Here is a 22,981-nt window from a genome sequence, read left to right as displayed (position 1 = left end):
CTCTCTCCTCTCTCGGATATAAGAAACATCAGTGACCAATCACCATGTTTCTGCTCTTGTCACCCTCAATCAGTTCAAACCGGTAAAGGTGATCGCTCTTTTTCATCAGTTGCTTCTGCATATTTGGCAACAGATGGATCTTGCTTGGGGTGGAACAGTTTTTCTTCCGCCCATCACACTCTTCAAAAAAATCCAGCACTATGGTGGCGTTACCCTTATTCACGACTGTTGTCATGGTGTCCGTCTTTATAAACTGGGTATCAAATCGACTCTCTCTTGGCATCACAAAAATAATGGCGCCAAAGCCTGTCAATATATTTACCCCGGCTGAGACTTGCTGCTGTTCCTTATGGACCGAATTGGCATCCAAATCGAAGCCATCCTCCTGCTTTGGCAACACAGGAATAAAACGGACCCTAAAATAGCGCTCCTTGTCCCGCTCTCCCATAAACAGCAGCCGGGTCGCCTGCACCCCATTGGCCGGAATAATCATGCGGGAGGGGCTGGCAATCAGTGCTCTACGCCCCTCGGTTAACTCTGCCGACTCCTGCGGCTGGCCAGCCGCATCGTAGGTGATTTCGTGAATGGCGACCTTTACAAAGGCGGTAGCATCACCCTGATTACGAATACGCTTTAAATAAGTACTCTGCTGGCCAGACATATAGTCATAGAGCGTACCTATACTGATTTCAGCCGATGCCAGCGCATTGCCACTGCATATCAGAAAAAAGATAGAAAAAATTTTCTTCATGACAATTCCAGACTGGGTTTCACATGCCAGATTTTATGTATCAAAAAAATACAAACTGGCTGTATATCACTGGAGTCAGTGTATTTATAACCGCGGGGGAAGTTAATCAGAAAAGTCCTATATTGACTTTGCAAATTCGGCCGCATTATCAGAGGATTCCTACAGAGCATTAACCCATCTCTCCTGTATTATCCGCAGCCATATCCGTCAACAGGTGAGTGCCGTGTTTGCATTTCAAGAAGAGTACCCAATAAGTGACATGGCAAGCATCGCGGTGGCCGATCTTGCCGTGCCCTTTTATCAGCCGATCATCGGTCGGGATCATCAGGTCAAGGGTTATGAGGTGCTGGCCAGACGTTGGGAGCCGGCCCAGCAGAGCTATCAGGGCATCGACTTTGCCTCCCTCAGTGAGGAGCAATCCCTGCATCTGGACATCGTCATGCTCAGGGCCATCATGCGGGATCTGCCGACCCTGGCAAAAAGCGGGCCCTATTTTCTTTCCATCAATCTCAACCCGACCCTGAACAGCCCCACCTATCAGAACCTGTTGCTGCTGGTGCTGATGCAGGCGCGCAAGCTGGGGATCGAGGTCTGGTTCGAGGTACTGGAACAGGCCCCGCTGCAGCGGCAGCACAGGGCGCTGATCGAGGTACTGCGCAGCCACGGTGCCCATATCGCCTGCGATGACTTCGGTACCCTGGAGTGCAACTTCCAGCGCATGCTGGCGCTGCCCTACGAGGTCATCAAGCTGGATCGCTCCCTGCTGCTGCAAGCCAGCAAGACGCCCCATGCCCTGCGCATGCTGACCGGTCTGGTGGAGTACCTGCAGCGGCTCGGCATGAAGGTGGTGTGCGAAGGGGTCGAGACCCTGCAACACATCGAAATAGCCAACCGGCTCGGTTGTGACTATCAGCAAGGCTACGCCTACGCCATGCCCTCCCTCCTCTCTCGCTGGGCCTGAACCGCCCCTTTTTTGACCGCCGACTCGCGCCGGGGACCTTCCCCTGCCAAATTGCATGATGCGGTGAGGGCGAGTACAATCTCGCACCCCGTTTATCCGGTGCCTGCTGCAGCCCGGATATGCCGTTATCGGGTCGCGCCGAGCGAGTATCCACTCCCGGCGCAGCTCAACCCATACGGCGCCATCAGGTGGCGCCGTCCTGATTTGCAATCAGATACGAAGAGTCCGCCATGTTTAAACCAGAATTGCTCTCCCCCGCAGGTTCCCTCAAGAACATGCGTTACGCCTACGCCTATGGCGCCGATGCCGTCTATGCCGGCCAACCCCGTTACAGCCTGCGGGTGCGCAACAACGAATTCGATCACGAGAACCTGCAGCTCGGTATCAACGAAGCCCATGCCCTCGGCAAGCAGTTCTACGTGGTGGCCAACATTCAGCCCCACAACTCCAAACTCAAGACCTTTATCCGCGACATGCGTCCGGTGGTGGAGATGAAGCCGGATGCGCTGATCATGTCCGACCCCGGTCTCATCATGATGATGCGCGAAGCCTTCCCCGACATGCCGATCCACCTCTCGGTACAGGCCAACGCGGTCAACTGGGCCACGGTGAAGTTCTGGCATCAGATGGGCCTGACCCGGGTCATCCTCTCCCGCGAACTGTCGCTGGACGAGATCGAGGAGATCCGCATGCAGGTGCCGGAGATGGAGCTGGAAGTGTTCGTCCACGGGGCGCTGTGCATGGCCTACTCCGGCCGCTGCCTGCTCTCCGGCTACATCAACAAGCGTGACCCCAACCAGGGCACCTGCACCAACTCCTGCCGCTGGGAGTACAAGGTGCACGAAGGCAAGGAAGATGACGTGGGCCAGATCGTCCACCGTCAGGAGCCCATCGCCATCCGCCCGGACAACACCCTGGGTCTTGGCAAACCGACCGATGCGCTGGTGCTGCTGGAAGAGTCCAACCGCCCGGGCGAGTACATGAGCGCGTTCGAAGACGAGCACGGCACCTACATCATGAACTCCAAGGATCTGCGCGCGGTCGAGCACGTCGAGCGACTGACCAGGATGGGCGTGCACTCCCTGAAAATCGAAGGCCGCACCAAGTCCTTCTACTACTGCGCCCGCACCGCTCAGGTCTATCGCAAGGCGATCGACGATGCGGTAGCCGGCCGGCCGTTTGACCGCAGCCTGATGGGCACCCTCGAAAACCTGGCCCACCGCGGCTATACCGAGGGCTTCCTGCGTCGTCACAACCACAGCGAATACCAGAACTACGACTACGGCTACTCCGTCTCCGACACCCAACAGTTTGTCGGCGAGATCACCGGTCGCAACGGTGACATGGTGGAAGTCGAGGTGAAAAACAAGTTCCTGGTGGGCAACAGCCTGGAACTGATGACCCCGCAGGGCAACCTCAGCTTCAATCTGGAGCAGATGCAGAACCGCAAGGGCGAGCTCATCGACACCGCGCCGGGCAACGGCCACGTGGTCTATGTGCCGGTGCCGAAGGAAGTGGACGTTGACTACGGCATCCTGCTGCGCAACCTCGGTGAGCGCCAGGATACCCGTCAGCCACACTCGGCCGCCTGAGATGGCACTGCTCATCACCGACAAGTGCATCAACTGTGACATGTGCGATCCCGAGTGTCCGAACCAGGCCATTAGCCTGGGCGAGGAGATCTACGAGATCGACCCCAGTCGCTGCACCGAGTGCGTCGGTCACTACGAGAAGCCGACCTGCATCAGCGTCTGCCCCATCGACTGCATCATCTGGGATCCCGCTCACGTGGAGACCGAAGATCAGCTGATGGAAAAGTTCGTGCGAATGCACCGGCAGTAACATCGGCATCAGCGTCTGCTCTACATGGACTGCATCATCTGGGATCCCGCTCATGTGGAGACCGAAGATCAGCTGATGGAAAAGTTCGTACGGATGCACAGGCAGTAAAATATCGGTAATCCGTAGGTCGCTGACGACACATAAAAAAAGCCCCGCATGCGGGGCTTTTTGACGTTTGGCGCTCACGGCACCTAGACGTATTCCATGAAGACGCGGGAGGTGAGCTTGGTGATGAGCTCGTAGGGGATGGTGCCAATCTGGTCGGCCACCCGCTCTACCGGCAGCCCTTCACCCCACAGCACCGCCTCATCGCCGGCCTTGTCGGTGGCGCCGGGGCCGAGGTCCACCGTGGTCATGTCCATGGAGACCCGCCCCACCAGTGGCACGATGCGGCCGTTGACCAGCACCGGCGTGCCGTTGGGGGCCATGCGTGGATAGCCGTCGCCATAGCCGATGGCAATCACCCCGAGCCGGGTATCGCGATCCGACACCCAGTTGGCGCCATAGCCCACCGGCTCGCCCGCCTTGTGATCCCGCACCGCAATCAGTTGTGTCTTGAGGGTCATCACCGGCTGCAGGTCGTAATCGGCCGCCACCGTATTGGGGAAGGGGGAAACGCCGTAGAGGATGACGCCGGGGCGGATCCAGTCGCAGTGGGAATCCGGCCAGGCCAGGATGCCCGCCGAGTTGGCCATGGCCCGCTCGCCCAACAGTGGCGCGGTCAGCTGGCTGAACAAGTCGATCTGCTCGCGGGTGGTGGGCTGCTCCAGCTCATCGGAGCGGCTGAAGTGGGTCATGATGTTGAACGGTTGCACCACGTTCTTGCACTTGGCGAGCCGCTCGATAAAGGCCGGCATCTCGTCGGCCCGCACGCCGAGGCGGTGCATGCCGGTGTCGAGCTTGAGCCAGGCCACCACGGGGGCAGGCAGATCAGCCTGTTCCAGCGCTTCGAGCTGCTCCCAGGTGTGCACTGCGGTCTGCAGGTTGTTGGCCGCCAGCACCGGCAGGTCGGCCGCGCTGAAGAAGCCTTCCAGCAACACGATGGGTTTGACCACGGCGCAGGAGCGCAGCATCAGCGCCTCTTCGATGCGGGCCACCGCATAGGCATCCGCATCCACCAGGGTGCGGGCGACCGGCAGCAGCCCATGGCCATAGGCGTTGGCCTTGACCACGGCAATGATCTTGCATTGGGGGGCGTGGCGTTTCACCACGGCGAGGTTGTGGCGCAGGGCCGCGGTATTGATTTGGGCGATAGCCGCTTTCATCTGTTTTCCCTTACGAGGGCATGATAACGCGCGAACGCGCCAGGCACCGGGGGGTGTCAGCCCTTAATTGTCATCGTCTAAGGCCGGACCGGCAGAATTGTCGAACCGGGAAAACTGTTTCTGGAACTCTCTTTGCCATCATCAGGGTGCCGCACGCAAAGCGTGCACACCCGATGATCAGTAGTCATCATCAAACGCCGGGCCCGCGTAGTTGTCAAAACGCGAGAACTGACCCTGGAAGGTGAGGCGCACCTGGCCGCATATTGGCACCGTTACGCGGCTTTGCAGCGATGACTTTCACCACTTTCTTTCTCTTCAGGACGCGATGACGATGATCAGTAGTCATCATCAAACGCCGGACCCGCGTAGTTGTCAAAGCGCGAGAACTGGCCCTGGAAGGTGAGGCGCACCCGCCCGATGGGGCCGTTACGCTGCTTGCCGATGATGATCTCGGCGATCCCCTTGTCGGGGCTGTCGTCGTGATAGACCTCGTCACGGTAGATGAACATGATCAAGTCCGCATCCTGCTCGATGGAGCCCGATTCCCGCAGATCCGAGTTGACCGGGCGCTTGTCGGCCCGCTGTTCCAGGCTTCGGTTGAGCTGGGAGAGCGCCACCACCGGGCACTGCAACTCTTTCGCCAAGGCCTTGAGGGAGCGGGAGATCTCGCCGATCTCCAAGGTCCGGTTGTCAGAGAGCGCCGGCACCCGCATCAGCTGCAGGTAGTCGATCATGATCATCGAGAGGCCACCGTGCTCACGGGCGATACGACGGGCGCGAGAACGCACGTCGGTCGGGGTGAGGCCGGAGGCGTCATCTATGTACATCTTGCCCTTCTCCAGCAGCAATCCCATGGTGGAGGAGAGCCGCGCCCAGTCCTCGTCGTCGAGCTGACCGGTCCGCACCTTGGTCTGGTCGATGCGCCCCACCGAGGCGAGCATACGCATGATGATCTGCTCGGAGGGCATCTCCAGCGAGAAGATCAGTACCGGCTTGTCGGCAGTGAGCGCCGCATGCTCGCACAGGTTCATGGCAAACGTCGTCTTGCCCATGGAGGGACGGGCCGCGACGATCACCAGATCCGAGCGCTGCAGGCCGGCGGTCATCTTGTCGAGATCACCGTACCCGCTCGATACCCCGGTCACGCCGTTGTGGGGCGTCTTGAACAGCTCTTCAATCTTGTCGACGGTCTGCTCGAGAATAAGCTTGAGCGGCTGGGGCCCCTCGTTGGCGCTGCTGCGCTGCTCGGCAATCTTGAATACCTTGCTCTCGGCCAGGTCGAGCAGATCGCCGGAGGTGCGCCCCTGCGGCTCATAGCCCGCTTCGACTATCTCGTTGGCGACCGAGATCATCTCCCGCACGACCGCCCGCTCACGCACGATCTCGGCGTAGGCACTGATGTTGGCGGCACTCGGGGTGTTCTTGGCGATCTCCACCAGATAGGCGAAGCCACCGGCCTCTTCCAGCTGTTCGGAGCGCTCCAGCTCCTCCTGCAAGGTGATGAGATCGATGGGGTTACCCGTATTGGAGAGGCGGGTCATGGCCTGGAAGATCAGACGGTGCGGGCGGCTGTAGAAATCCTTGTCGATCACCCGTTCGGCGACCCGATCCCAGGCCTCGTTGTCCAGCATCAGGCCGCCCAGTACGGACTGTTCGGCCTCAAAAGAGTGGGGAGGTACTTTCAGCTGTTGTGTCTTGGCGTCTTTTTTCGCCGTCACTTGCTCTGCCATACACATAAAAACCGCAGCGGGAAGGGGACGGGAATTTTACAAAAGAAACCCCGTCATCGCGAGTGCAAATGCACGCTATTCACTTCTGTCAGCCACAACCGCCCTCCTGATGGTTGCTGGCGCCGCCTGTCGATGAAATCCGTTTCGCATTCATACAATCATGAAGGGCCAGACCAGGGTCTGATCCTGCGGTTTGGCTCTCGCCTTGTTGCGCAGTTTGCGCTCCTTGCGGCTCGGTCGTCGACTTTTCATGGCCTGTCTCCTCGCAACGCCCCCCGATCGGGGCAATCTGTTCATGAATAATTCATGCCAACCATGTTAATCATAGTCGCAAGCTGCAATACAACGAGGGACAGGCAGCCTGCCATGCGCCTCGCTGAGCTTGCCAAAGCAGAGCATGCCCCACCCACTGATGAGAGTGAAAAGAGTCAAAATGAAAAAGATGCTGACCCTGTTTGCCGTGATCCTGGCCATTGGCCTGGGGGCACCCATTGCCGAGGCCAAGAAATTTGGCGGCGGCAAATCCTTTGGCAAGAGCTATAAAACGGCTCCGGCCCAACCGGCCGCCAAACCCGTCGACACCAAGAACCCCACCGTGGGCGCCCAGGCACCCAAGAAGGGCGGCATGATGGGCGGCCTGCTCGGCGGCCTGCTGGCCGGTGGTCTGTTCGCCTACCTGCTGGGCAGCGGCGCCTTCGAAGGTCTGCAAGGGATGGACTTCCTGCTGATCGCCCTGCTGGCACTGGGGGCCGTATTCCTGATCCGCACCCTGCGCAAGGGCAAGATGGCGGCGCCACAGCAGCAGACGGCCTATGCCGGCTATCAACCGCCCCAGAGTGCGGCCCCCCAGCAGTTCGAGCAGAACCACAGCGCCCCGCAAGCCACCGGTTTTGCCGACAGCGACGTGCCGTTCCGCCTGCCGCCAGGTTTTGACATGAACGGTTTCCTGGCCGGGGCCCGCGATCACTACCGCACCCTGCAGGAAGCCTGGAACAAAAACGATCTGGAAAAGGTACGCGAGTACGTGAGTCCTGAGCTGTTTGAACAGCTCAAGGCCGAGCGTGCCGAGCTCACCGGTGAGCAGCATACCGAAGTGATGTATGTGGACACGCAGCTGGTGCGCGCCGACTACGGCAGCGACTGGGCACAGGTCAGCGTGCGCTTCAGCGGCCGCTACATGGATCGTCAGGAGCAGGTCGAGGAGGACATCAAAGAGGTGTGGCACCTCGAGCGCAACCTCGCCAAGGACAATGCTCCCTGGCATATCGTCGGCATCGAGCAGCTCTAAACACTGTTTCTCTGCGATGACAATCAAAGGCGGCCTGCGGGCCGTCTTTGCTTTTGGGCATTTCCAACCCCCTGCACCCGCTCATGCCACCCCTTGTAGTGGCTATGAGATTGAGGTGTGATTGTGTAGTATGACCGACCTTTTTTTGTTCAATTGACTCTTCATCGAGGCGTGGCCCATGGCTCTTCCCTTTCTGCGTCGCAGCAACATGCCTCGTCTCCTGGCCAGCCTGCTGTGCTGCGCCACCCTGATCCTCATCTCCCTCGTCACCCTCTACTGGCAGACCTGGTCGATGACTCGCCAGCAGGCCCAGACCGCCGCCGAACGCGCCATGACCCAGATCGACAGCGCGCTGCAGCACTCGACCCTGGCAGCCAAGGCGGCGCTGCCGCTGGCCAGCCGTCCCTGCCGCGAGGTGGCCCGCGAGCTGCGGGTGCTGGTCGCCACCTCCCCCTATGTGCGCTCGGTCAACCTCTCCCGCAACGGCCGCCTCTACTGCTCCTCCATCTTCGACGAGATCGATCTCAAAGACCGGCTGCAGAACAGCCAGCACGAGCTGCTCAGGCTGGAGGCGGTCACCCAGCTCGGACGTAAACCGTCGCTGCTGTTCTACCACCTGAGCGAAGGGGATCATGCGGTGGTGGTCGCCATCAACCCCTATCATCTGAGCAAACCGTTGCAGTGGCACCTCGCCGGGCCCCACAGCTGGGTGCAAATCGGTGAGCAGTGGCTCGACCTGCAGGGCAAGGTGCACGATGGCCAACCGCCCAGGCTGCGGGGCTTCAACTACCGGCTCGACTCGACCAGGTTCGGCTACAGCCTCAACCAGGGGTTCCCGCTGAGTGCCGTGCTGGCCATGACCCTGCAAAAACAGGGCAGCATGGTGCTGCTGATCCTGGCCCTCGGGGGGCTGGCCGGCCTTGCCACCTACCGCTGGTGGAGCCATATCTCGACCCCAACCCAGGAGCTCAGGCGCGCCATCATCAAGCAGGAGTTCGTGCCCTATCTGCAGCCCATCGTCGTCAGCCAGAACGGCCAGCTCCATGGCTGCGAGGTGTTGATGCGCTGGCAGCACCACCGCCAGGGACTGATCCGGCCGGATCTCTTCATTCCGCTGGCGGAGGAGAGCGGCCTCATCATCCTGATGACCCAGACCCTGATGCAGCAGGTGCGGCTGCAGTTTGCCCCACACGCGGCGGCGCTGCCGCCCCGCTTCCACTTCAGCTTCAACATCTGTGCCCGCCACTGCCAGCAGTTGAGCCTGCTGGATGACTGCCGCAGCTTTCTCGCCGCCTTCACCGCCAACCCGATCACCCTGGCGCTGGAGCTGACCGAGCGCGAGCTCATCACCCCCAACCACCTTACCGAGCGGCTGTTTGAGGAGTTGCGGCAGATGGGGGTCAGGATCGGGCTGGACGACTTTGGCACCGGCCACTCCAGCCTCACCTATTTGCAGCAGTTTCACGTGGACTATCTCAAGATCGATCAGAGCTTCGTCGCCATGATCGGCACCAACGCCCTCTCCCGTCATATTCTTGACAGCACCATCAGCCTGGCGACCCGGCTGGGGCTGCAAACCATCGCCGAAGGGGTCGAGACCCAGGAGCAGGCCGACTTTCTGGTCGAGCGGCACGTTGATTACCTGCAGGGCTACCTGTATGGCCGCCCGCTCACGCCACAGCAATTTCTGCAGCAGCTGAGCCCCACTCCTGCGCCTTGAAGTTCCTCTGACACCAATGGGGTTGCATTGACACCCATGCTGGCGGAAAATCCCCGCCGCGCCTTCCCCTGCTCTGCCAAATAGAGCAAACGTTTATTTGCTTTATTAATGTGCAGTAGCTCAAAGGAATCAGCTCTGTTTATTTCCAATTATTACTTTTTGCCTAGAATCGCCACACTCCTGTCATGCAGGAACGATATACAGGACTATAACAACAAGAGGAATATTACCGATGAAGAAGACGCTACTGGCCGTCACCGTCTCTATTACCCTGCTCGGGCTGACCGCCTGCAATTCAGAAAACAGCAGCAAGGAACATATTCCGCTGGATCTGACCATTGCCCACATCAATGATACCCACGCCCACCTCGACCCGACCGAAAATGCGCTGGCGATCCAGCCTACCGGCCAGGAGCTGTTCAAGTTCAACGCCAAGCTGGGCGGCTATCCGCGCCTGAAGTTCAAGCTGGACGAGCTGCGCAGCCAGGCTGCCAACGAGGGCCGCAACTTCATGGTGCTCAACGGTGGCGACGCCTTCCAGGGCACCCTCTATTTCACCCAGTTCAAGGGTGAAGAGGAGTCCCGGCTGCTCTCCGACATGGGTATCGATGCCATGGTGCTCGGCAACCACGAATTCGATCTGGGCAACCAGGCTATTAAAGACTTTGTCTCACGGGTGAATTTCCCGGTATTGGCTTCCAATATGGTGAAATCCAGTAGCGCTACCCTGAAGGACAGTGAAAATATTCACGAATATGTCATTAAGGAAGTCAATGGCGAGAGCGTGGGTATTTTCGGGCTGGTGCTGGAAAATATGCATGACATCTCCTCACCGGATACCGACACCAAATTCCTGCCGATGATTGAGACCGCCCAGAAAATGGTCGATACCCTCAAATCCAAGGGCGCCAACAAGATCATCATGGTCACCCATATCGGCCTGCAAAATGACCAGGCGGTTGCCAAGGCCGTCAACGGCATCGACCTGATCGTCGGCGGTCACTCCCAGACCTTCCTCGGCGACATCACCGAGCTCAACAGCATCGGCTACACCGCCCACAACCAGAACCCGGCCGACGACAATACCTATGCCCAGATCGTCAGCAACCCGGACGGTGGCAAGACCTGTATCGTGCAGGCCGGTGAATGGGCCAAGGGCTACGGCCTGGTCAACGTCTCCCTCAGCAAGGAAGGCCAGCTCACCAAGTGTGAGGGCCGCAACACCCTGATGACCGGCGATGACTTCACCAAAGAAGTGGCCAAGAAGAAAGTGCCGCTCAGCGGCACCGAGCAGACCAACGTGGTCGACTTCATCAACAAGTCCCCGGTCATCGAGATCGTGCCGGAAAACACCGCCATGCGCGATGTGATCGACACCGAGTACAAGCCGGCCGTGGCCGAGCTCGAAGCCAAGATCATCGCCGACGTGCCGACCAAGCTGACCCACGTGCGCGTGCCGACCACTCCGGACGGTGCTGGCCTCATCGATCCCCTGGTGGCCGAGTCGCTCTACTGGAAGCTCAACAAGCTCAACACCAAGGTCGACTTCACCATCCAGAACGCCGGTGGCGTGCGTGCCGACGTGAATGCGGGCCCGCTCTCGGTCGGTTACGTGATGGGTACCCTGCTGCCGTTTGGCAACAAGATCGCCGCCTTCAACCTCAAGGGCAAGGACGTTCGGGCCACCCTGGAGTACGCCGTTGACTACTCCATCGGCCTGGAGACCGGGATCGCCGCTTCCAGCGGTGCCTTCCCCTACGTCGGCCACCTGAGCTACACCTACGACGGCAAGCTGGCCAAGGGCTCCCGCATCACCAAGCTGGAACTGCTGGACGCCAACGGTCAGTGGCAGCCGCTGGATGACGAGAAGGTGTACCGCGTCGGTGCCAACACCTACATCGCTTCTGGCAAGGATGGCTACAACGGCCTGCTCAAGCGTGAAGAGCTGCCCAACAAGGGTGACTACGTCGACTCCGGCGTCGGTGAGAACGAGATGTTCATGGAGTACGCAGAGTCCCAGGGCACCCTCAACCCGCTGCCCTACGCGACCGTGACCTACTACAAGCCCTGATCCGGCTCACAAGCTGTTGCAACGGCGCCTGAGGGCGCCGTTTTTATGGCATACTCCCCGCCAATCGATGCCGAGGAGACCCTTTGATGGCGAAGTACGACAAGATTTCCCCCGAGACCCAGCAGGAGGCGATGAAAATTGCCCGTGCCAACCAGAAACCGGGGCAGACCAAGGAGCAGACCCAGCTGATCGCGCAGGGGATCCAGAAAGGCATAGACGAATACAAGAAACAGATGAAGGTGCGGGCCCGCGAGGCCAGCCGTCAGAAAAAACTGCAGGCCAAGGCCAAACAGTCCCACGCAGCGCCGCAGAATGAGGAACCGGACGACATCGTCGAGCTGGTCGAGGTTTCTCGCCAACATCCGCTGCCCTGGCTGCTGCTGGCCATCAGCTGGCTGGGCTTTGCCGCCTGGTTCTGGCTGCGCTGAAGCCCAGGCCGACAAACCTTTGCCCGGGATCTGCTTCACAGCCCGGGCCCTTGTGGCTGGTCATCCCCGCCCTGGGCTGATTAAATCCCGCCACTGCTGCTCACGCCTTTTTTCAGGATACCCGTTATGAACCCGGCTCCACTCTACCTGCTGGCACCCCTGGTGCTGTTTATCGTGACCCTGCTGCTCTACCGCATCTCGCCGCTGCGCGCCGTTGCGGCCGGCAGCGCCCGCTGGTTTATTCTGCCGGCCTTCACCCTCTTCATTCTGCTCATCATCATCAATGGTGCGGCAGACCCCAGCCTGCGTAACCCGGCCTTTCACTGGCTGATGCCGGGGCTCGGCTTCGCCCTCAGCCTGTTCCCGGCCCTGCCCAAGGCGCTGGTGCCACGGCTCGCCATCAAGGAGGGGGCCTTCGCCGCCCTCGGCCTGATGTTGATGAGCCTGGCCATGGTCTACTGACCGGCTCGCCACGGATGCGAACATGACTCAAGGGGCACTCTGTGACGGGGGCCCCTTGTACAAACAATGGCCTGCAGGCATCTTGGGGGGAGGATAGCCAGCAAGGAGGCCAAATGGACAATCCGCCCGATTTCATGGCGCAGTGGGATTATCGGGATCCCGCCGCCAGCGCCCTGCGTTTTCATGCCCTGTTGCCCGAGGCGCGCGCCGCAGCCGATCTGCAGTACGAGCTGGAACTGCTCACCCAGATAGCCCGCACCCATTCACTGCAACGCCAGTTTGCCGAGGCGCACCAGCTGCTCGACGAGATAGAACCCCGCCTCACCGATGCCACCCCGCAGGCCCGCCTGCGTGCCCTGCTGGAGCGCGGCCGTACCTTCAACTCCGCCGGCGACAAGGCCAGCGCCAAGACGCTGTTTGAGCAAGCCTGGCAGCTGGGGCTCAAGCACAAGGAGCTCTATCTCGCCATCGACGCCGCCCACATGATCGCCATCGCCGCGCCGCTGGAAGAGCAGAGCCGCTGGCATCAGCTGGCGATGGAGCTGGCCGAGCGCAGTACCGATCAAAAGGTGCGCGGCTGGCTCGCCACCCTCTACAACAACCAGGGCTGGACCCTGTTCGAGCTGGGTCGTTTCGATGAGGCCAGGGGCTTCCAGCAAAAGTGTCTGGCCTGGCACGAGCAGCACAACAACCTGGCCAAGGCGTTTATCGCCCGCTGGAGTCTGGCCCGCCTGCTGCGGGCCCAAGGGCAGCACGAACAGGCGCTGGCCGACCTGATGCAGCTGAAGGGCGATATGGCGGCCGCCGGGGTGGCGGAGGATGGCTATCTGTTCGAGGAGCTGGGGGAGAATGCGTTGGTACTGGATGATCCGGCGGCGGCCGAATACTTCTCCCGTGCCTGGTTCCTGCTCTCGCAGGATCGCTGGCTCAAGGCCAACGAGGCCGAGCGGCTGGCCCGCCTCAAGCTCTTGGCCAAGCTCTAGCAAGCAACCCCCACAAACGCAGCGGGGCGGCCCATTGGCCGCCCCGCACATTTTATTCACCGGGAGGGGTTCACCCTCCCGACGCCAGCCTCACGCCAGACTCGCCTCTTCCCAGCCCTGTTTCTTGCGATAGATGGTGGAAGGGCTTATCTCCAGCAGCGCCGCCGCCTTGGGGATGTTGCCGTCACAGCTGGCGATGGCCTGCTCTATGGTCTCTTTTTCCACCAGCCAGAGCGGGCGGATCGGGGCATTGGCCACCACCACGGCACCGCTGCCGGTCGCGGCCGCCGCGGGGATCGCCGCCAGCAGGCTGGCACGGCTGCCGTTGAGCGGAGGCGGCAAGATGTCGGGGCTCACCAGCTCGCGATCGTTGAGCACCACTATGTTGCGCACCACATTCTGCAGCTCGCGCACGTTGCCGGGCCAGGGGTAATCAAGCAGCACCCGCGCCGCCTCGGCATCGAAATCCTTGAAGCGCTTGTTCTCTTCCTTGGCATAGCTCTGCAGCAGGGTTCGCGCCAGCAGCAGTATGTCCTCGCCTCGCTCGCGCAGCGGCGGCAGGCTGAGGGGGATGACGTGCAACCGGTAGTAGAGATCCTCGCGAAAACGCCCCGCCTTCACCTCCAGCAGGGGATCGCGGTTGGTGGCGCAGACGAAGCGCACGTCGACCGTCTCCAGCTTGCCGCTGCCGACCCGCTGCAGGGTGCCGGTCTGGATGAAGCGCAGCAGCTTGCTCTGCAGGTCCAGATCCATCTCGCAGATCTCGTCCAGAAACAGGGTGCCGCCATCCGCCAGGCTGGCCGCCCCCTTGCGATCCCCCTGTGCGCCGGTGAACGACCCCTTCACGTGGCCAAAGATCTCACTCTCCATCAGGTCGTGGGGAATGGCGGCGCAGTTGAGGGCGATGAAGGGCTGCTCACGACGGGGGCTGCACTGGTGGATGGCCTCGGCGCACACCTCCTTGCCGGTGCCGCTCTCGCCGGTGATGAACACGGTCGCCTTGCTCGGTGCCGCGCTCTCGATGATGCGATAGACCGCCTGCATCGGCATGGAGGCACCGATGAAGCCGGCAAACGAGCTGCGCTCGAAGTTCTCCCGGTACTGGGCCACCAGCGAGCTGAGCTGCTGGTGCTTGAGGGCATTGCGCGCGGTGGCGCACAGCCGCTTGCCATCGAACGGCTTGGTCAGGAAGTCGAAAGCGCCGAGCCGCATCGCCTCCACCGCCACGTCCACCGAGCCGTGGGCGGTGATCACCACCACCGAGCAGGGCAGCTGCTGTTCGGTGATCTGCTGCAGGATGTCCATGCCGGACATGTCGGGCAGCTCGAGATCCAGCAGCACCACCGGCGGCGGGCTGCTCAGCAGCTGCGCCAATGCCTGCTGGCCACAATCGGCCCGCAGCACCTCGTAGCCATCCTGGGCCAGATACTGTTCATAGACCACCGCCAGACTGCGGGTATCTTCCACCAACAGGACTCGAGGTTTGCTTTCAGCCACGGGAGCCATCCTTGCAATTGATTTTGTTGTCTATTTCGGGTGTCGTTCGCCATGTTAGCACAGTTGGCGATACTCTCTTTTATCCCGCCATTCGGGCGGAGTTACAAGTAAAAACGGCTCCCTAAGGAGCCGTTTTTTCAACGTTTTCCGCTTACTTCTTGGCGTTGTCGCCATCGGCAGCCGGCTTCTCGATAGCCAGCAGCTCAACGTCGAATACCAGCACGGCATTGGCCGGGATGGAACCCGCACCGTGTTCGCCATAGGCCAGCTTGGACGGCAGGAAGAACTTGAACTTGGAACCGACCGGCATCAGCTGCACGCCTTCGGTCCAGCCCGGGATCACCTGGTTGAGCGGGAAGGTGGCCGGCTCGCCGCGATCGACGGAGCTGTCGAACTTGGTGCCGTCGGTCAGGGTACCGGTGTAGTGGACCTTGACGATGTCGGTGGCCTTCGGCTTGGCGCCGGTACCCATCTTCTCGACCTGGTATTGCAGGCCGGATTCGGTGCTCTTCACGCCCTCTTTCTTGGCGTTGGCAGCCAGGTACTCTTCACCCTTCTTCTGGTTTTCCACGGCATCCTTGTCAGCCTTGGCCTTGGTCAACTCGTTGATCTTAGCGTCGTACTGCTGCAGAACCTTCTGGATCTCCTCGTCGGTCATCTTGGCTTCTTTACCCAGACCGTCGGTCACACCCTTGAGGATGACGCTGTTGTCCAGCTTGATGCCGAGTTCCTGCTGACGTTCTAGGGTATTGGCGATATAACGACCCATGGAGAGGCCAATTGCATAGCCGGATTGCTCTTCAAAGCTCTTGGCTTCAGCCTTGGGGGCCTCTGCCGGCTTGCTGGCTTCTGCCTTGACCTCTGCGGTATTCGCAGCAGTCTTCTCGTCTTTTTGGCAAGCAGTCAGACTCACGGCAACTGCCGCGGCCAACAGGGACACCTTCAGAAAATTGTTCATCAGTTTCTCCAAAACTCTAAATACCGCTCTCGGTTCCTTCGTGAAATGAGAGGTTTATCGTGATAAGCGCCTTATACTAACGCCGTGATCGCAGGTAACGAAAGCATGAGACAGGAAAAATGATAAAAAGTGCCATTTATCTCGTCGCGATTTGCCTGATGCTGACAGGCTGCGAACAGAGCTCATCGCCGGACCGACAACTGACCCTCGCCAACCAGGGGCTGCTGAGCGCCGATCTGGCCAGCGACGGCAAGCAGGCCATCGTCTCCAGCCTGAGCCAGGGCACTGTGGTGTGGGACCTGGAACAGGGCAAGGAGCGCTGGCGCTGGCGCCAGTCCGACAATCCGGACAACTTCATCATCATCACCCGTTTCTCGGCGGACGACAGCCACGCCGTGACGGCCACCCCCGACAGCTTCGGGATCTGGCGCCTGCAGGATGGCCAGTCGCAAGGCTACTATTCGCTTCCTGAATCCAGGCTGAGGGACATCGCCCTGTCGGCCGACGGTCGCCAGGTGCTGATCGGCCGGGAAGACGGCAAGGCGGAAGTGGTGGATACCCGCACCGGCCGCCGGCTGCAGTTTCTCGGCCACACCGAGCAGGTCAACACGGTGGATCTCTCCCCCAACGGCCGTTACGCCCTCACCGGCGGCAACGACTACAGCGCCTACCTGTGGGATACCCGCTCAGGCCAGGTAGTGTGGCGCTTCAACCACGCCGGTCGGGTGGTGCTGGCCCGGCTCGACCCGAGCGGACGGCTCGCCTTCACCGCCGACAGCCGGCAGGCCAGCATCTGGGATCTGACAACCGGCAAGGAGCTGAGCCGGCTGCAGTTCGATCACCGCTTCGAGGTCTACACCGCGGCGCGTTTTGCCAACGACGGCAAGTGGCTCATCACCGGCGCCCCCTCCCGCCAGCTCTCCCTGTGGCAGGTGAGCGACGGCAGCCTGCTGCAGAGCTGGCGCGTCTCGCCCCATCCCAGGGTGAAACCGCCGAGCGCAGTGGTCTACGGCGTGGCTTTGCGCGACAATAGCCACCTTGTCAGCGCCAGCTCCAGCGGCCTGGCCGAAATCTGGACTATCAAGTAAGGACCAAAAGGCCCATGAGTCAGCAATTAAACGATCGCCTCGAAACCCTGGAAAGCCGCCTCGCCTTCGCCGAATACACGGTGGAGCAGCTCAACGACGAGGTCACCACCCAGGGCCGCGAGCTGGATCGGCTCAAGCATCAGATCCAGCTGCTGGTGGACAAGCTGCAGAGCGTGCAGCCGAGCCAGATCGCCAGCATGGCCGAAGAGACGCCGCCACCGCACTACTGATGAGTGCCAGCCATAAAAAAACCCGCGCCAGGCGCGGGTTTTTTTATCATCGGCAATGCCGTGATCAGTGCTGATGGCCCTTGCCACCGCAACCGCCACCACCGCAGCAGCCGCCGTGACCGTGGTCGTCGCCGTGGTCATGACCGTGATCGTGGCCGTGATGGCCACCACCGCAGCAACCGCCGTGCTCATGACCGTGGTCGTGATCATGGTCGTGGCCATGATCGTGACCGCAACCACCGGCACCGTGAACGTGGCCGTGGGCCAGCTCTTCGGCAGTGGCGGCGCGCACGTCCTTGATCTCGACCTTGAAGCCCAGGGTCACGCCGGCCAGCGGATGGTTGCCATCCACCTTGACGAACTCTTCGGACACTTCGATCACGGTCACCGGGCGGTGGCCGTCGTCGGTCTCGGCCACAAAAGTATCCCCTTCAGACACTTCCATGCCGTCGAACAGCTCGCCGGGCACTTCCTGCACCAGGTTCTCGTCGTACTGGCCATAAGCCTGCTCCGGCGTCAGGGTGACGTCGAACGCCTCGCCCACGCTGCGACCTTCCAGCTCGGCTTCGAGGCCGGAGACCAGATAACGGGTACCGTGCAGATACACCAGAGGCTCTTTACCGACAGTGGTGTCGATGACTTCACCGTGTTCGTCGGTGACCGTGTATTCCAGCGTAACCACGCTCAGGGGAGCTACTTTCATGTCAGGGATCCTGCGGATAGAAAAAAACGGGCCCAGAATACCTCAAAAAGGCAGACAAGCATATGGTCGGTCCGGCTTCAGCGTGATGAAAAAGTCATCAACAGCCACCAGTCTGACCGGCGTGCCATCACCTTGAGGCCGCCACTCACTCGGGACGAAACACGCCGATTACCTGTTCCGTCTCCCGGGTCACCTTGTCCACCTCGGCCTGGGTCTGTACCTGGGTATCCCCGCACTCGACACAGGTCACCTTCTCGACTCCATGCTCCATATACAGCATCATGGTGTCCATTTTGCCGCACGCCGGGCAGACCGCACCGGCAATGAAGCGTTTTTTACGTCTGGTTTCCATTTTCGTTACCTCCAGGCAGCATCATATCAGGGTTTTTACATGCATCACGCCATCGAATATCAGCATTTTTCCACTTCGCATCTGCAAGTCGGTGCCCGCAAGCGCGTGCCGGTGGGCCAGCTGCTGCGGATCACCCGGGGCGCGGCGCTGCTGCGACTCGGCGCCCATGAGTGGCTGATGCCGACGGGAAGCCACTTCTGGCTCTGTGCCGATGCCCTGGCCGCATTCACCCCGCTGGCGGGCTGCCAGCATGATCTGCTGACCTGCTCGGTACGTGTGGAGCAGCCCGAGCGGGCGGGCTGGCTGCAGCCCACCCCGCTGCTGACGGCGCTGCTCGACGGCCTGGCCCAGTGGCAGCGCCCCCGCGACTGGCAAGGGGCCTACGGCCACCGCTTGCAGGTAATTCTCGATGAGCTGCCGGCCTGCCCCATTGCCTCCCAGCCAGACAATGCCCTGCAGGCCGCCTGGCAGGCGTTGGCAAACGGTCAGGAGGGCAGCGATGCGGCATGGCAACAATGTCTGGCGCAGCGTGGCCTCAGCGACCCGGCGCTGGCGGGCGATGCGCTGCGCGCCCAGTGGCAGCTGCTGCAGGCGGTGCGGCTGCTCAAGAGCGGCAGCCAACGCGCCCAGGTGGTGAGCAAGCTGGGTTATGGAGATGAAGCCGCGCTCACCCACGCCTGCCAACAGTGGCTCAGCACCCCGCTGGAGGCGTTGCAGGCGCGCTGAACACCCCGCCCATGAGGGCCCCAGGCAGTGCGCACAAGTGCGGATTGCGGCAATAAATGGATGAAATGAGTCCAGTTTTACGACCAATGGTCGTTAATAACCACAAGGCCATTTCTTCTATAATCCTTTATGCTAGGGGCCTGAATTGACTGATACCGTTTTGACTCACAGGACATCTGCCATGAAAAGCAAGGCCAACCAATCCCAGGGCATGTTGCTGTTTCATCTCTCGGCCAAGCAATCCTTCGCCATCGGCACCCTCAAGGTGAAAGAGATAGTGCCCTACACCCAGCTGACGGCCATGCCGCACTCGCACCCGACCGTGCTCGGCGCCGCCAGCATGCGTGGCACCACCATCCCGGTGATCGACATGGCCATGGCGGTGGGTTATCGCCCGATCAGCAAGGAAGAGATGCCGCACTGCTTCATCATCATCACCGACTGCCGCCGTACCCTGGTGGGCTTTCTGGTGCGCGGCATCGACAAGATCACCGAGTGCAACTGGCGCGACATCGAGCCGCCGCCCGCCACACTCGGCCACAACGTGTTCGTCACCGGCGTGACCCGGGTCAATGACCAGCTGATCCAGTTGCTGGACGTGGAGCTGATCCTCTCCCGGGTCTATCCGGACGATCCCAGCCACCTCTACCCGGTACTGACCGACGTGCAGCGGGAGCGGATCAAGCCAATGCGGATCCTGCTGGTGGATGACTCCTCGGTCGCCCGTCGCCAGCTGATGGCGGCGCTGGACTACATCAACATCCCCTACGAGGTGTGCACCAACGGCAAGGATGCGCTGACCCTGATGCAGACCCGCGCCAGCCAGAAGACCCCCATCGACATCCTGGTGAGCGACATCGAGATGCCGGGGCTCGACGGCTATGAACTGGCCTTCGAGGTGCAGAGCGACGCCAAACTGGCGGGCGCCTACATCATCCTGCACACCTCGCTCTCCAGCGAGATAAGCGTGGAGCGGGCCCATCAGGTGGGCGCTCACGAGGCGCTGACCAAGTTTGAAGCCAACGAACTGATCCAGGCCATGCTGCGCGGTGCCGAGCACCACGACAGCCTGCCGGCCTGATCCCGACGGCGAGAAGCCCGGCTTCTCGCCGTTGCCTTTTCTGTCCCAGTCACCCCGCGGACCCAGCATGCTGATCGAAAGCCACTTCCACGCCCCCTGGTGGGCGCGCAATCCCCATCTGCAAACCATTTTGCCCAAGTGGCTGCGCCGGCAACCGGCCCGCTTCGTGGCGGAGCGCTTCGAGCTGGCGGACGGCGACTTCGTCGATCTCGCCTGGAGCGGCGAGATCAGCCGGGATGAGCGGCCGCTCATCGTGCTGTTTCACGGGCTGGAGGGGAGCATTCACTCCCACTATGCCAAGGGACTGTTTGCCCACCTGCAACGTCAGGGCAACGAGGCGGTGCTGATGCACTTTCGCGGCTGCAGCGGCGAGCCGAACCGGCTGCTGCAGGCCTATCACTCCGGCGCCATCGAGGATGCCCAGGCGTTGATCGCCGAGCTGGGCCGCCGCTTTCCCGGCAAGCCGCTCATCGCCATCGGCTATTCGCTGGGGGGCAACATGCTGGTCAATCTGCTGGCGCGCGCCTGCCCGAGCGAGCTGACGGCGGCGGTGGTGATCTCGGCGCCGCTGCGGCTGGACAGCTGCGCCGATCGGGTCAATCAGGGCTTCTCGCGGGTCTATCAGAGCTATCTGCTGCGCACCATGCGCCACAACCTGCAGCAGAAGATCCAGCGGCAGGCAGCGGCCAGTGCCCGCTGGCAGCCACAGCAGGTGCGCGCCATCGCTACCCTGCGCGACTTCGATGAGCAGGTCACGGCGCCACTGCACGGTTTTGACAGTGCCGATCACTACTATCAGCGCTGCTCGGGTCTGGGAATGCTGGCACGGATCCCCATCCCCACCCTGGTGATCCACGCCGCCGACGATCCCTTCATGACCGAGGCGGTGATCCCGCAGGCGGAGCAGCTCTCACCCATGGTGCGCTACGAGCTGAGCCGCCAGGGCGGCCACGTGGGCTTTCTGCACGGTACACCCTGGCGTCCGCGGTTCTGGCTGGAAGAGCGGATCAGCCAGTGGCTGCGGGAGCAGACTCAGGGGGCGAGCCGGTAGCCGTTGCGGCCAGCCTCCTTGACCTGATAGAGCGCCTCGTCGGCGCGCACCAGCATGTCGGCGATGCCATCCTGCCCCCCGTGCCACAGGGCGATGCCCTGGCTCACGGTGACCCGATCCGACACCTCCGACTGCGCATGAAGGATGCCTCGCCCGGCCAGCGCGGCGGCAATGCGTTTGGCGATGGCGCTGGCGGCCAGCGCATCGGCACCGGGCAATAACAGCACGAACTCCTCCCCACCATAGCGGGCCACCACGTCGGCCGGCTGGCGAATGGCCTCGCGCAGGCAGTCGGCCACCGCGATCAGGCAGTTGTCCCCCTGCAGATGGCCGTAGTGATCGTTGAAGCGTTTGAAGAAGTCCACGTCCAGCAGCAGGATGGCAAACTCGCCGTGCTGCTCTCTCGCCTCCTGCAGGATCTGCTCGCCGACGTTGTCGAAGTGGCGCCGGTTGGCCAGCCCGGTCAGCGGATCCCGCTTGGCCATGGCATCGAGCTGGCGAGCCAGGGTCAGATTCTCGTGCTCACGGGACACCGCCAGTTCGAACCAGCCGTTGAGCATGCGCCTGCCCGTCTCCAGCATGATGATGAGGCAGCCCACCGCCATCCAGTGCACCGCCGGAAACGGCACCTTGACCAGCAGCGCCTCCAGCAGCAGAAACAGCAGCGGCGGTGTGCTGAAGCAGTAGAACAGCCGCACCTCGCAATAGAGCGCCACCAGCGCCGTCATCAGCAACATGCTGATGAGATCGAACGCCAGGCTGAAACCGCCTCTCAGCTCCACCAGGGCGATGGCGTAGCCGAGCAGCGCCCAGCCAGTCCCCCATAGCAGGGCGCCGGCACGCAGGCAGGGCTGCCAGATGGCGGGGGGCTGGCGGGAGAGCCAGTGCCAGAACAGCGGAAACGACAGGCAGGCCAGCGTCATCAGCACCAGCTGCACCTCGTAGCTCCAGGGCAGTACCCGGGCCACCACCAGATGGGCGTCCTGATAGACATAGAAGCGCGCCAGCAGGAACAGGATCGCCAGCTGGTTGACGGCCCAGAACCAGCGCAACCCCTTGCTCAGGGCGTGACGGCGAGACTCATACAGATGGTGTTCGAGGTGGCTGGAGAGACGACGTTGTTCATCAGAGAGCATGTTCATACCTGCTTGCTGCCATATAAATCCCTTGCGCTTGCTGCCGACAGATAGACAATACCCGCTCTCTGGTAACGGAAGATGAAACCATGATTATCCCCTGGCAAGAGCTGGATGCAGAAACCCTCAACAACCTGCTCGAGCACTTCGTGCTGCAAGAGGGCACCGAGTACGGCGAACATGATGTCAGTCTGGCCGACAAGGTCGCCGATGTCAGGACACAGCTGCAGCAGGGGCTGGCCGTGATCGTTTACAGCGAGCTGCACGAAAGCGTAAACATAGTGCCCAAGGCGACCCTCGACCGGGCTCAGGTGGACGATATACCGGAATAGCCGGCCCATTGCCATCCCGATCTGGGTCTTGCCAGCCGGGCCGACACGATGGCGGCACCAACCCGACAGTTCCCGCCGGGCTGGCGCGTCCCTTTCAGAAAATAAAAATGGCCCTCCGCACTGGCGGAGGGCCATTTTTATTGTGAGCAGAGTGAGCTCTGCCGGATGTTGTGCATTGATTGGTGCCCCGCGACAATATGCTGCGGGGAAATAGGCCATATCAATACCGGTTTAATTAATAGTGGCGAGCCTCAGAGATCCCCTCATTTTTAGAGACTCAAATAATTCCAAGTGTGCGGGTATATAAGCGGTGTTGCTTCAGGTAG

The 22,981-nt window shown here is 61.2% G+C and carries 23 protein-coding genes and 1 pseudogene; 16 read left to right on the top strand and 8 right to left on the bottom strand.

The window, feature by feature from the left end:
* Positions 1–28: 28 nt before the first annotated feature.
* Complete coding sequence (locus PG899_RS21360) at positions 29–751, bottom strand: hypothetical protein (protein ID WP_077095332.1); 723 nt, start codon at positions 749–751, stop codon at positions 29–31.
* Between the two features lie 223 nt (positions 752–974).
* Between PG899_RS21360 and PG899_RS21355 the strand changes: the two genes are divergently transcribed.
* The 4 genes and pseudogenes from PG899_RS21355 to PG899_RS21340 all read left to right on the top strand — a co-directional run.
* A complete protein-coding gene (locus tag PG899_RS21355) occupies positions 975–1,712 on the top strand; it encodes an EAL domain-containing protein (RefSeq protein ID WP_077095333.1) in 738 nt (245 codons plus the stop codon).
* Between the two features lie 230 nt (positions 1,713–1,942).
* The gene (trhP, locus tag PG899_RS21350) at positions 1,943–3,304 is read left to right on the top strand and encodes a prephenate-dependent tRNA uridine(34) hydroxylase TrhP (RefSeq protein WP_016349728.1); all 1,362 of its coding nucleotides are present in this window, start codon (positions 1,943–1,945) and stop codon (positions 3,302–3,304) included.
* Position 3,305: 1 nt separating this feature from the next.
* The gene (locus PG899_RS21345) at positions 3,306–3,554 is read left to right on the top strand and encodes a YfhL family 4Fe-4S dicluster ferredoxin (protein ID WP_005334896.1); all 249 of its coding nucleotides are present in this window, start codon (positions 3,306–3,308) and stop codon (positions 3,552–3,554) included.
* 24 nt (positions 3,555–3,578) lie between these two features.
* Positions 3,579–3,662: pseudogene (locus PG899_RS21340) on the top strand (YfhL family 4Fe-4S dicluster ferredoxin); the annotation flags it as partial.
* Positions 3,663–3,745: 83 nt separating this feature from the next.
* Here the strand turns inward: PG899_RS21340 and alr are convergent.
* Together alr and dnaB are read right to left on the bottom strand one after the other, a co-directional pair.
* Positions 3,746–4,819: an alanine racemase gene (gene alr, locus PG899_RS21335; protein WP_017408770.1), complete on the bottom strand. Its 1,074-nt coding sequence runs from the start codon at positions 4,817–4,819 to the stop codon at positions 3,746–3,748.
* 335 nt (positions 4,820–5,154) lie between these two features.
* Positions 5,155–6,549 carry a replicative DNA helicase gene (gene dnaB, locus PG899_RS21330; protein WP_077095334.1) on the bottom strand — a complete coding sequence of 465 codons (1,395 nt, stop codon included), beginning with the start codon at positions 6,547–6,549 and terminating at the stop codon, positions 5,155–5,157.
* A 433-nt stretch (positions 6,550–6,982) separates the two neighbouring features.
* Here dnaB and PG899_RS21325 point away from each other — a divergent pair, with 433 nt between their 5' ends.
* The 6 genes from PG899_RS21325 to PG899_RS21300 all read left to right on the top strand — a co-directional run bounded on the left by PG899_RS21325 (position 6,983) and on the right by PG899_RS21300 (position 13,501).
* Positions 6,983–7,837 (top strand): Tim44 domain-containing protein, encoded by an 855-nt coding sequence (locus tag PG899_RS21325; protein WP_011704944.1) that lies wholly within the window; start codon positions 6,983–6,985, stop codon positions 7,835–7,837.
* Positions 7,838–8,015: 178 nt separating this feature from the next.
* Positions 8,016–9,557, top strand: coding sequence for an EAL domain-containing protein (locus PG899_RS21320; protein ID WP_077095335.1), 1,542 nt, complete (start codon positions 8,016–8,018; stop codon positions 9,555–9,557).
* Between the two features lie 232 nt (positions 9,558–9,789).
* A complete protein-coding gene (locus PG899_RS21315) occupies positions 9,790–11,628 on the top strand; it encodes a bifunctional metallophosphatase/5'-nucleotidase (protein WP_077095336.1) in 1,839 nt (612 codons plus the stop codon).
* A gap of 86 nt (positions 11,629–11,714) precedes the next feature.
* Positions 11,715–12,056, top strand: a complete 342-nt coding sequence (locus PG899_RS21310) for a DUF2956 domain-containing protein (RefSeq protein WP_077095337.1) — start codon at positions 11,715–11,717, stop codon at positions 12,054–12,056.
* A gap of 126 nt (positions 12,057–12,182) precedes the next feature.
* The gene (locus tag PG899_RS21305; RefSeq protein ID WP_005303968.1) at positions 12,183–12,518 is read left to right on the top strand and encodes a hypothetical protein; all 336 of its coding nucleotides are present in this window, start codon (positions 12,183–12,185) and stop codon (positions 12,516–12,518) included.
* Between the two features lie 113 nt (positions 12,519–12,631).
* Complete coding sequence (locus PG899_RS21300) at positions 12,632–13,501, top strand: tetratricopeptide repeat protein (RefSeq protein WP_077095338.1); 870 nt, start codon at positions 12,632–12,634, stop codon at positions 13,499–13,501.
* A gap of 90 nt (positions 13,502–13,591) precedes the next feature.
* On the opposite strand, the gene PG899_RS21295 is transcribed toward PG899_RS21300, so the two are convergent.
* Both PG899_RS21295 and fkpA read right to left on the bottom strand, forming a co-directional pair.
* Positions 13,592–14,998, bottom strand: coding sequence for a sigma-54-dependent transcriptional regulator (locus PG899_RS21295; protein WP_043159586.1), 1,407 nt, complete (start codon positions 14,996–14,998; stop codon positions 13,592–13,594).
* Between the two features lie 151 nt (positions 14,999–15,149).
* The gene (fkpA, locus tag PG899_RS21290) at positions 15,150–15,956 is read right to left on the bottom strand and encodes an FKBP-type peptidyl-prolyl cis-trans isomerase (RefSeq protein WP_011704938.1); all 807 of its coding nucleotides are present in this window, start codon (positions 15,954–15,956) and stop codon (positions 15,150–15,152) included.
* Positions 15,957–16,075: 119 nt separating this feature from the next.
* On the opposite strand from fkpA, the gene PG899_RS21285 reads away from it, so the two are divergent.
* Together PG899_RS21285 and PG899_RS21280 are read left to right on the top strand one after the other, a co-directional pair.
* Entirely contained in the window at positions 16,076–17,044 is a 969-nt protein-coding gene (locus PG899_RS21285) for a WD40 repeat domain-containing protein (protein WP_077095340.1), read from the top strand.
* A gap of 14 nt (positions 17,045–17,058) precedes the next feature.
* Positions 17,059–17,274 carry a SlyX family protein gene (locus PG899_RS21280; protein ID WP_011704936.1) on the top strand — a complete coding sequence of 72 codons (216 nt, stop codon included), beginning with the start codon at positions 17,059–17,061 and terminating at the stop codon, positions 17,272–17,274.
* A 64-nt stretch (positions 17,275–17,338) separates the two neighbouring features.
* On the opposite strand, the gene PG899_RS21275 is transcribed toward PG899_RS21280, so the two are convergent.
* Together PG899_RS21275 and PG899_RS21270 are read right to left on the bottom strand one after the other, a co-directional pair.
* Positions 17,339–17,977: an FKBP-type peptidyl-prolyl cis-trans isomerase gene (locus PG899_RS21275; RefSeq protein WP_011704935.1), complete on the bottom strand. Its 639-nt coding sequence runs from the start codon at positions 17,975–17,977 to the stop codon at positions 17,339–17,341.
* A 145-nt stretch (positions 17,978–18,122) separates the two neighbouring features.
* Positions 18,123–18,329, bottom strand: coding sequence for a YheV family putative zinc ribbon protein (locus PG899_RS21270; protein ID WP_011704934.1), 207 nt, complete (start codon positions 18,327–18,329; stop codon positions 18,123–18,125).
* Between the two features lie 39 nt (positions 18,330–18,368).
* On the opposite strand from PG899_RS21270, the gene PG899_RS21265 reads away from it, so the two are divergent.
* From PG899_RS21265 to PG899_RS21255, 3 genes are all read left to right on the top strand, one after another.
* Complete coding sequence (locus tag PG899_RS21265) at positions 18,369–19,055, top strand: hypothetical protein (protein WP_143238949.1); 687 nt, start codon at positions 18,369–18,371, stop codon at positions 19,053–19,055.
* Between the two features lie 181 nt (positions 19,056–19,236).
* A complete protein-coding gene (locus PG899_RS21260; protein WP_011704932.1) occupies positions 19,237–20,136 on the top strand; it encodes a chemotaxis protein in 900 nt (299 codons plus the stop codon).
* Positions 20,137–20,203: 67 nt separating this feature from the next.
* A complete protein-coding gene (locus PG899_RS21255) occupies positions 20,204–21,187 on the top strand; it encodes a hydrolase (protein WP_039215449.1) in 984 nt (327 codons plus the stop codon).
* On the opposite strand, the gene PG899_RS21250 is transcribed toward PG899_RS21255, so the two are convergent.
* A complete protein-coding gene (locus PG899_RS21250; RefSeq protein ID WP_179101306.1) occupies positions 21,169–22,329 on the bottom strand; it encodes a sensor domain-containing diguanylate cyclase in 1,161 nt (386 codons plus the stop codon). The genes PG899_RS21255 and PG899_RS21250 overlap by 19 nt on opposite strands.
* 83 nt (positions 22,330–22,412) lie before the next feature.
* Between PG899_RS21250 and PG899_RS21245 the strand changes: the two genes are divergently transcribed.
* Positions 22,413–22,655: a YheU family protein gene (locus tag PG899_RS21245; RefSeq protein WP_044799326.1), complete on the top strand. Its 243-nt coding sequence runs from the start codon at positions 22,413–22,415 to the stop codon at positions 22,653–22,655.
* The last annotated feature ends 326 nt before the right edge of the window (positions 22,656–22,981 follow it).

Origin of the sequence: Aeromonas sp. QDB39 (assembly GCF_027707585.1) — a bacterium.
Classification (GTDB): Bacteria; Pseudomonadota; Gammaproteobacteria; order Enterobacterales; family Aeromonadaceae; genus Aeromonas; species Aeromonas hydrophila.
This window is presented reverse-complemented; position numbering and strand designations above follow the sequence as displayed.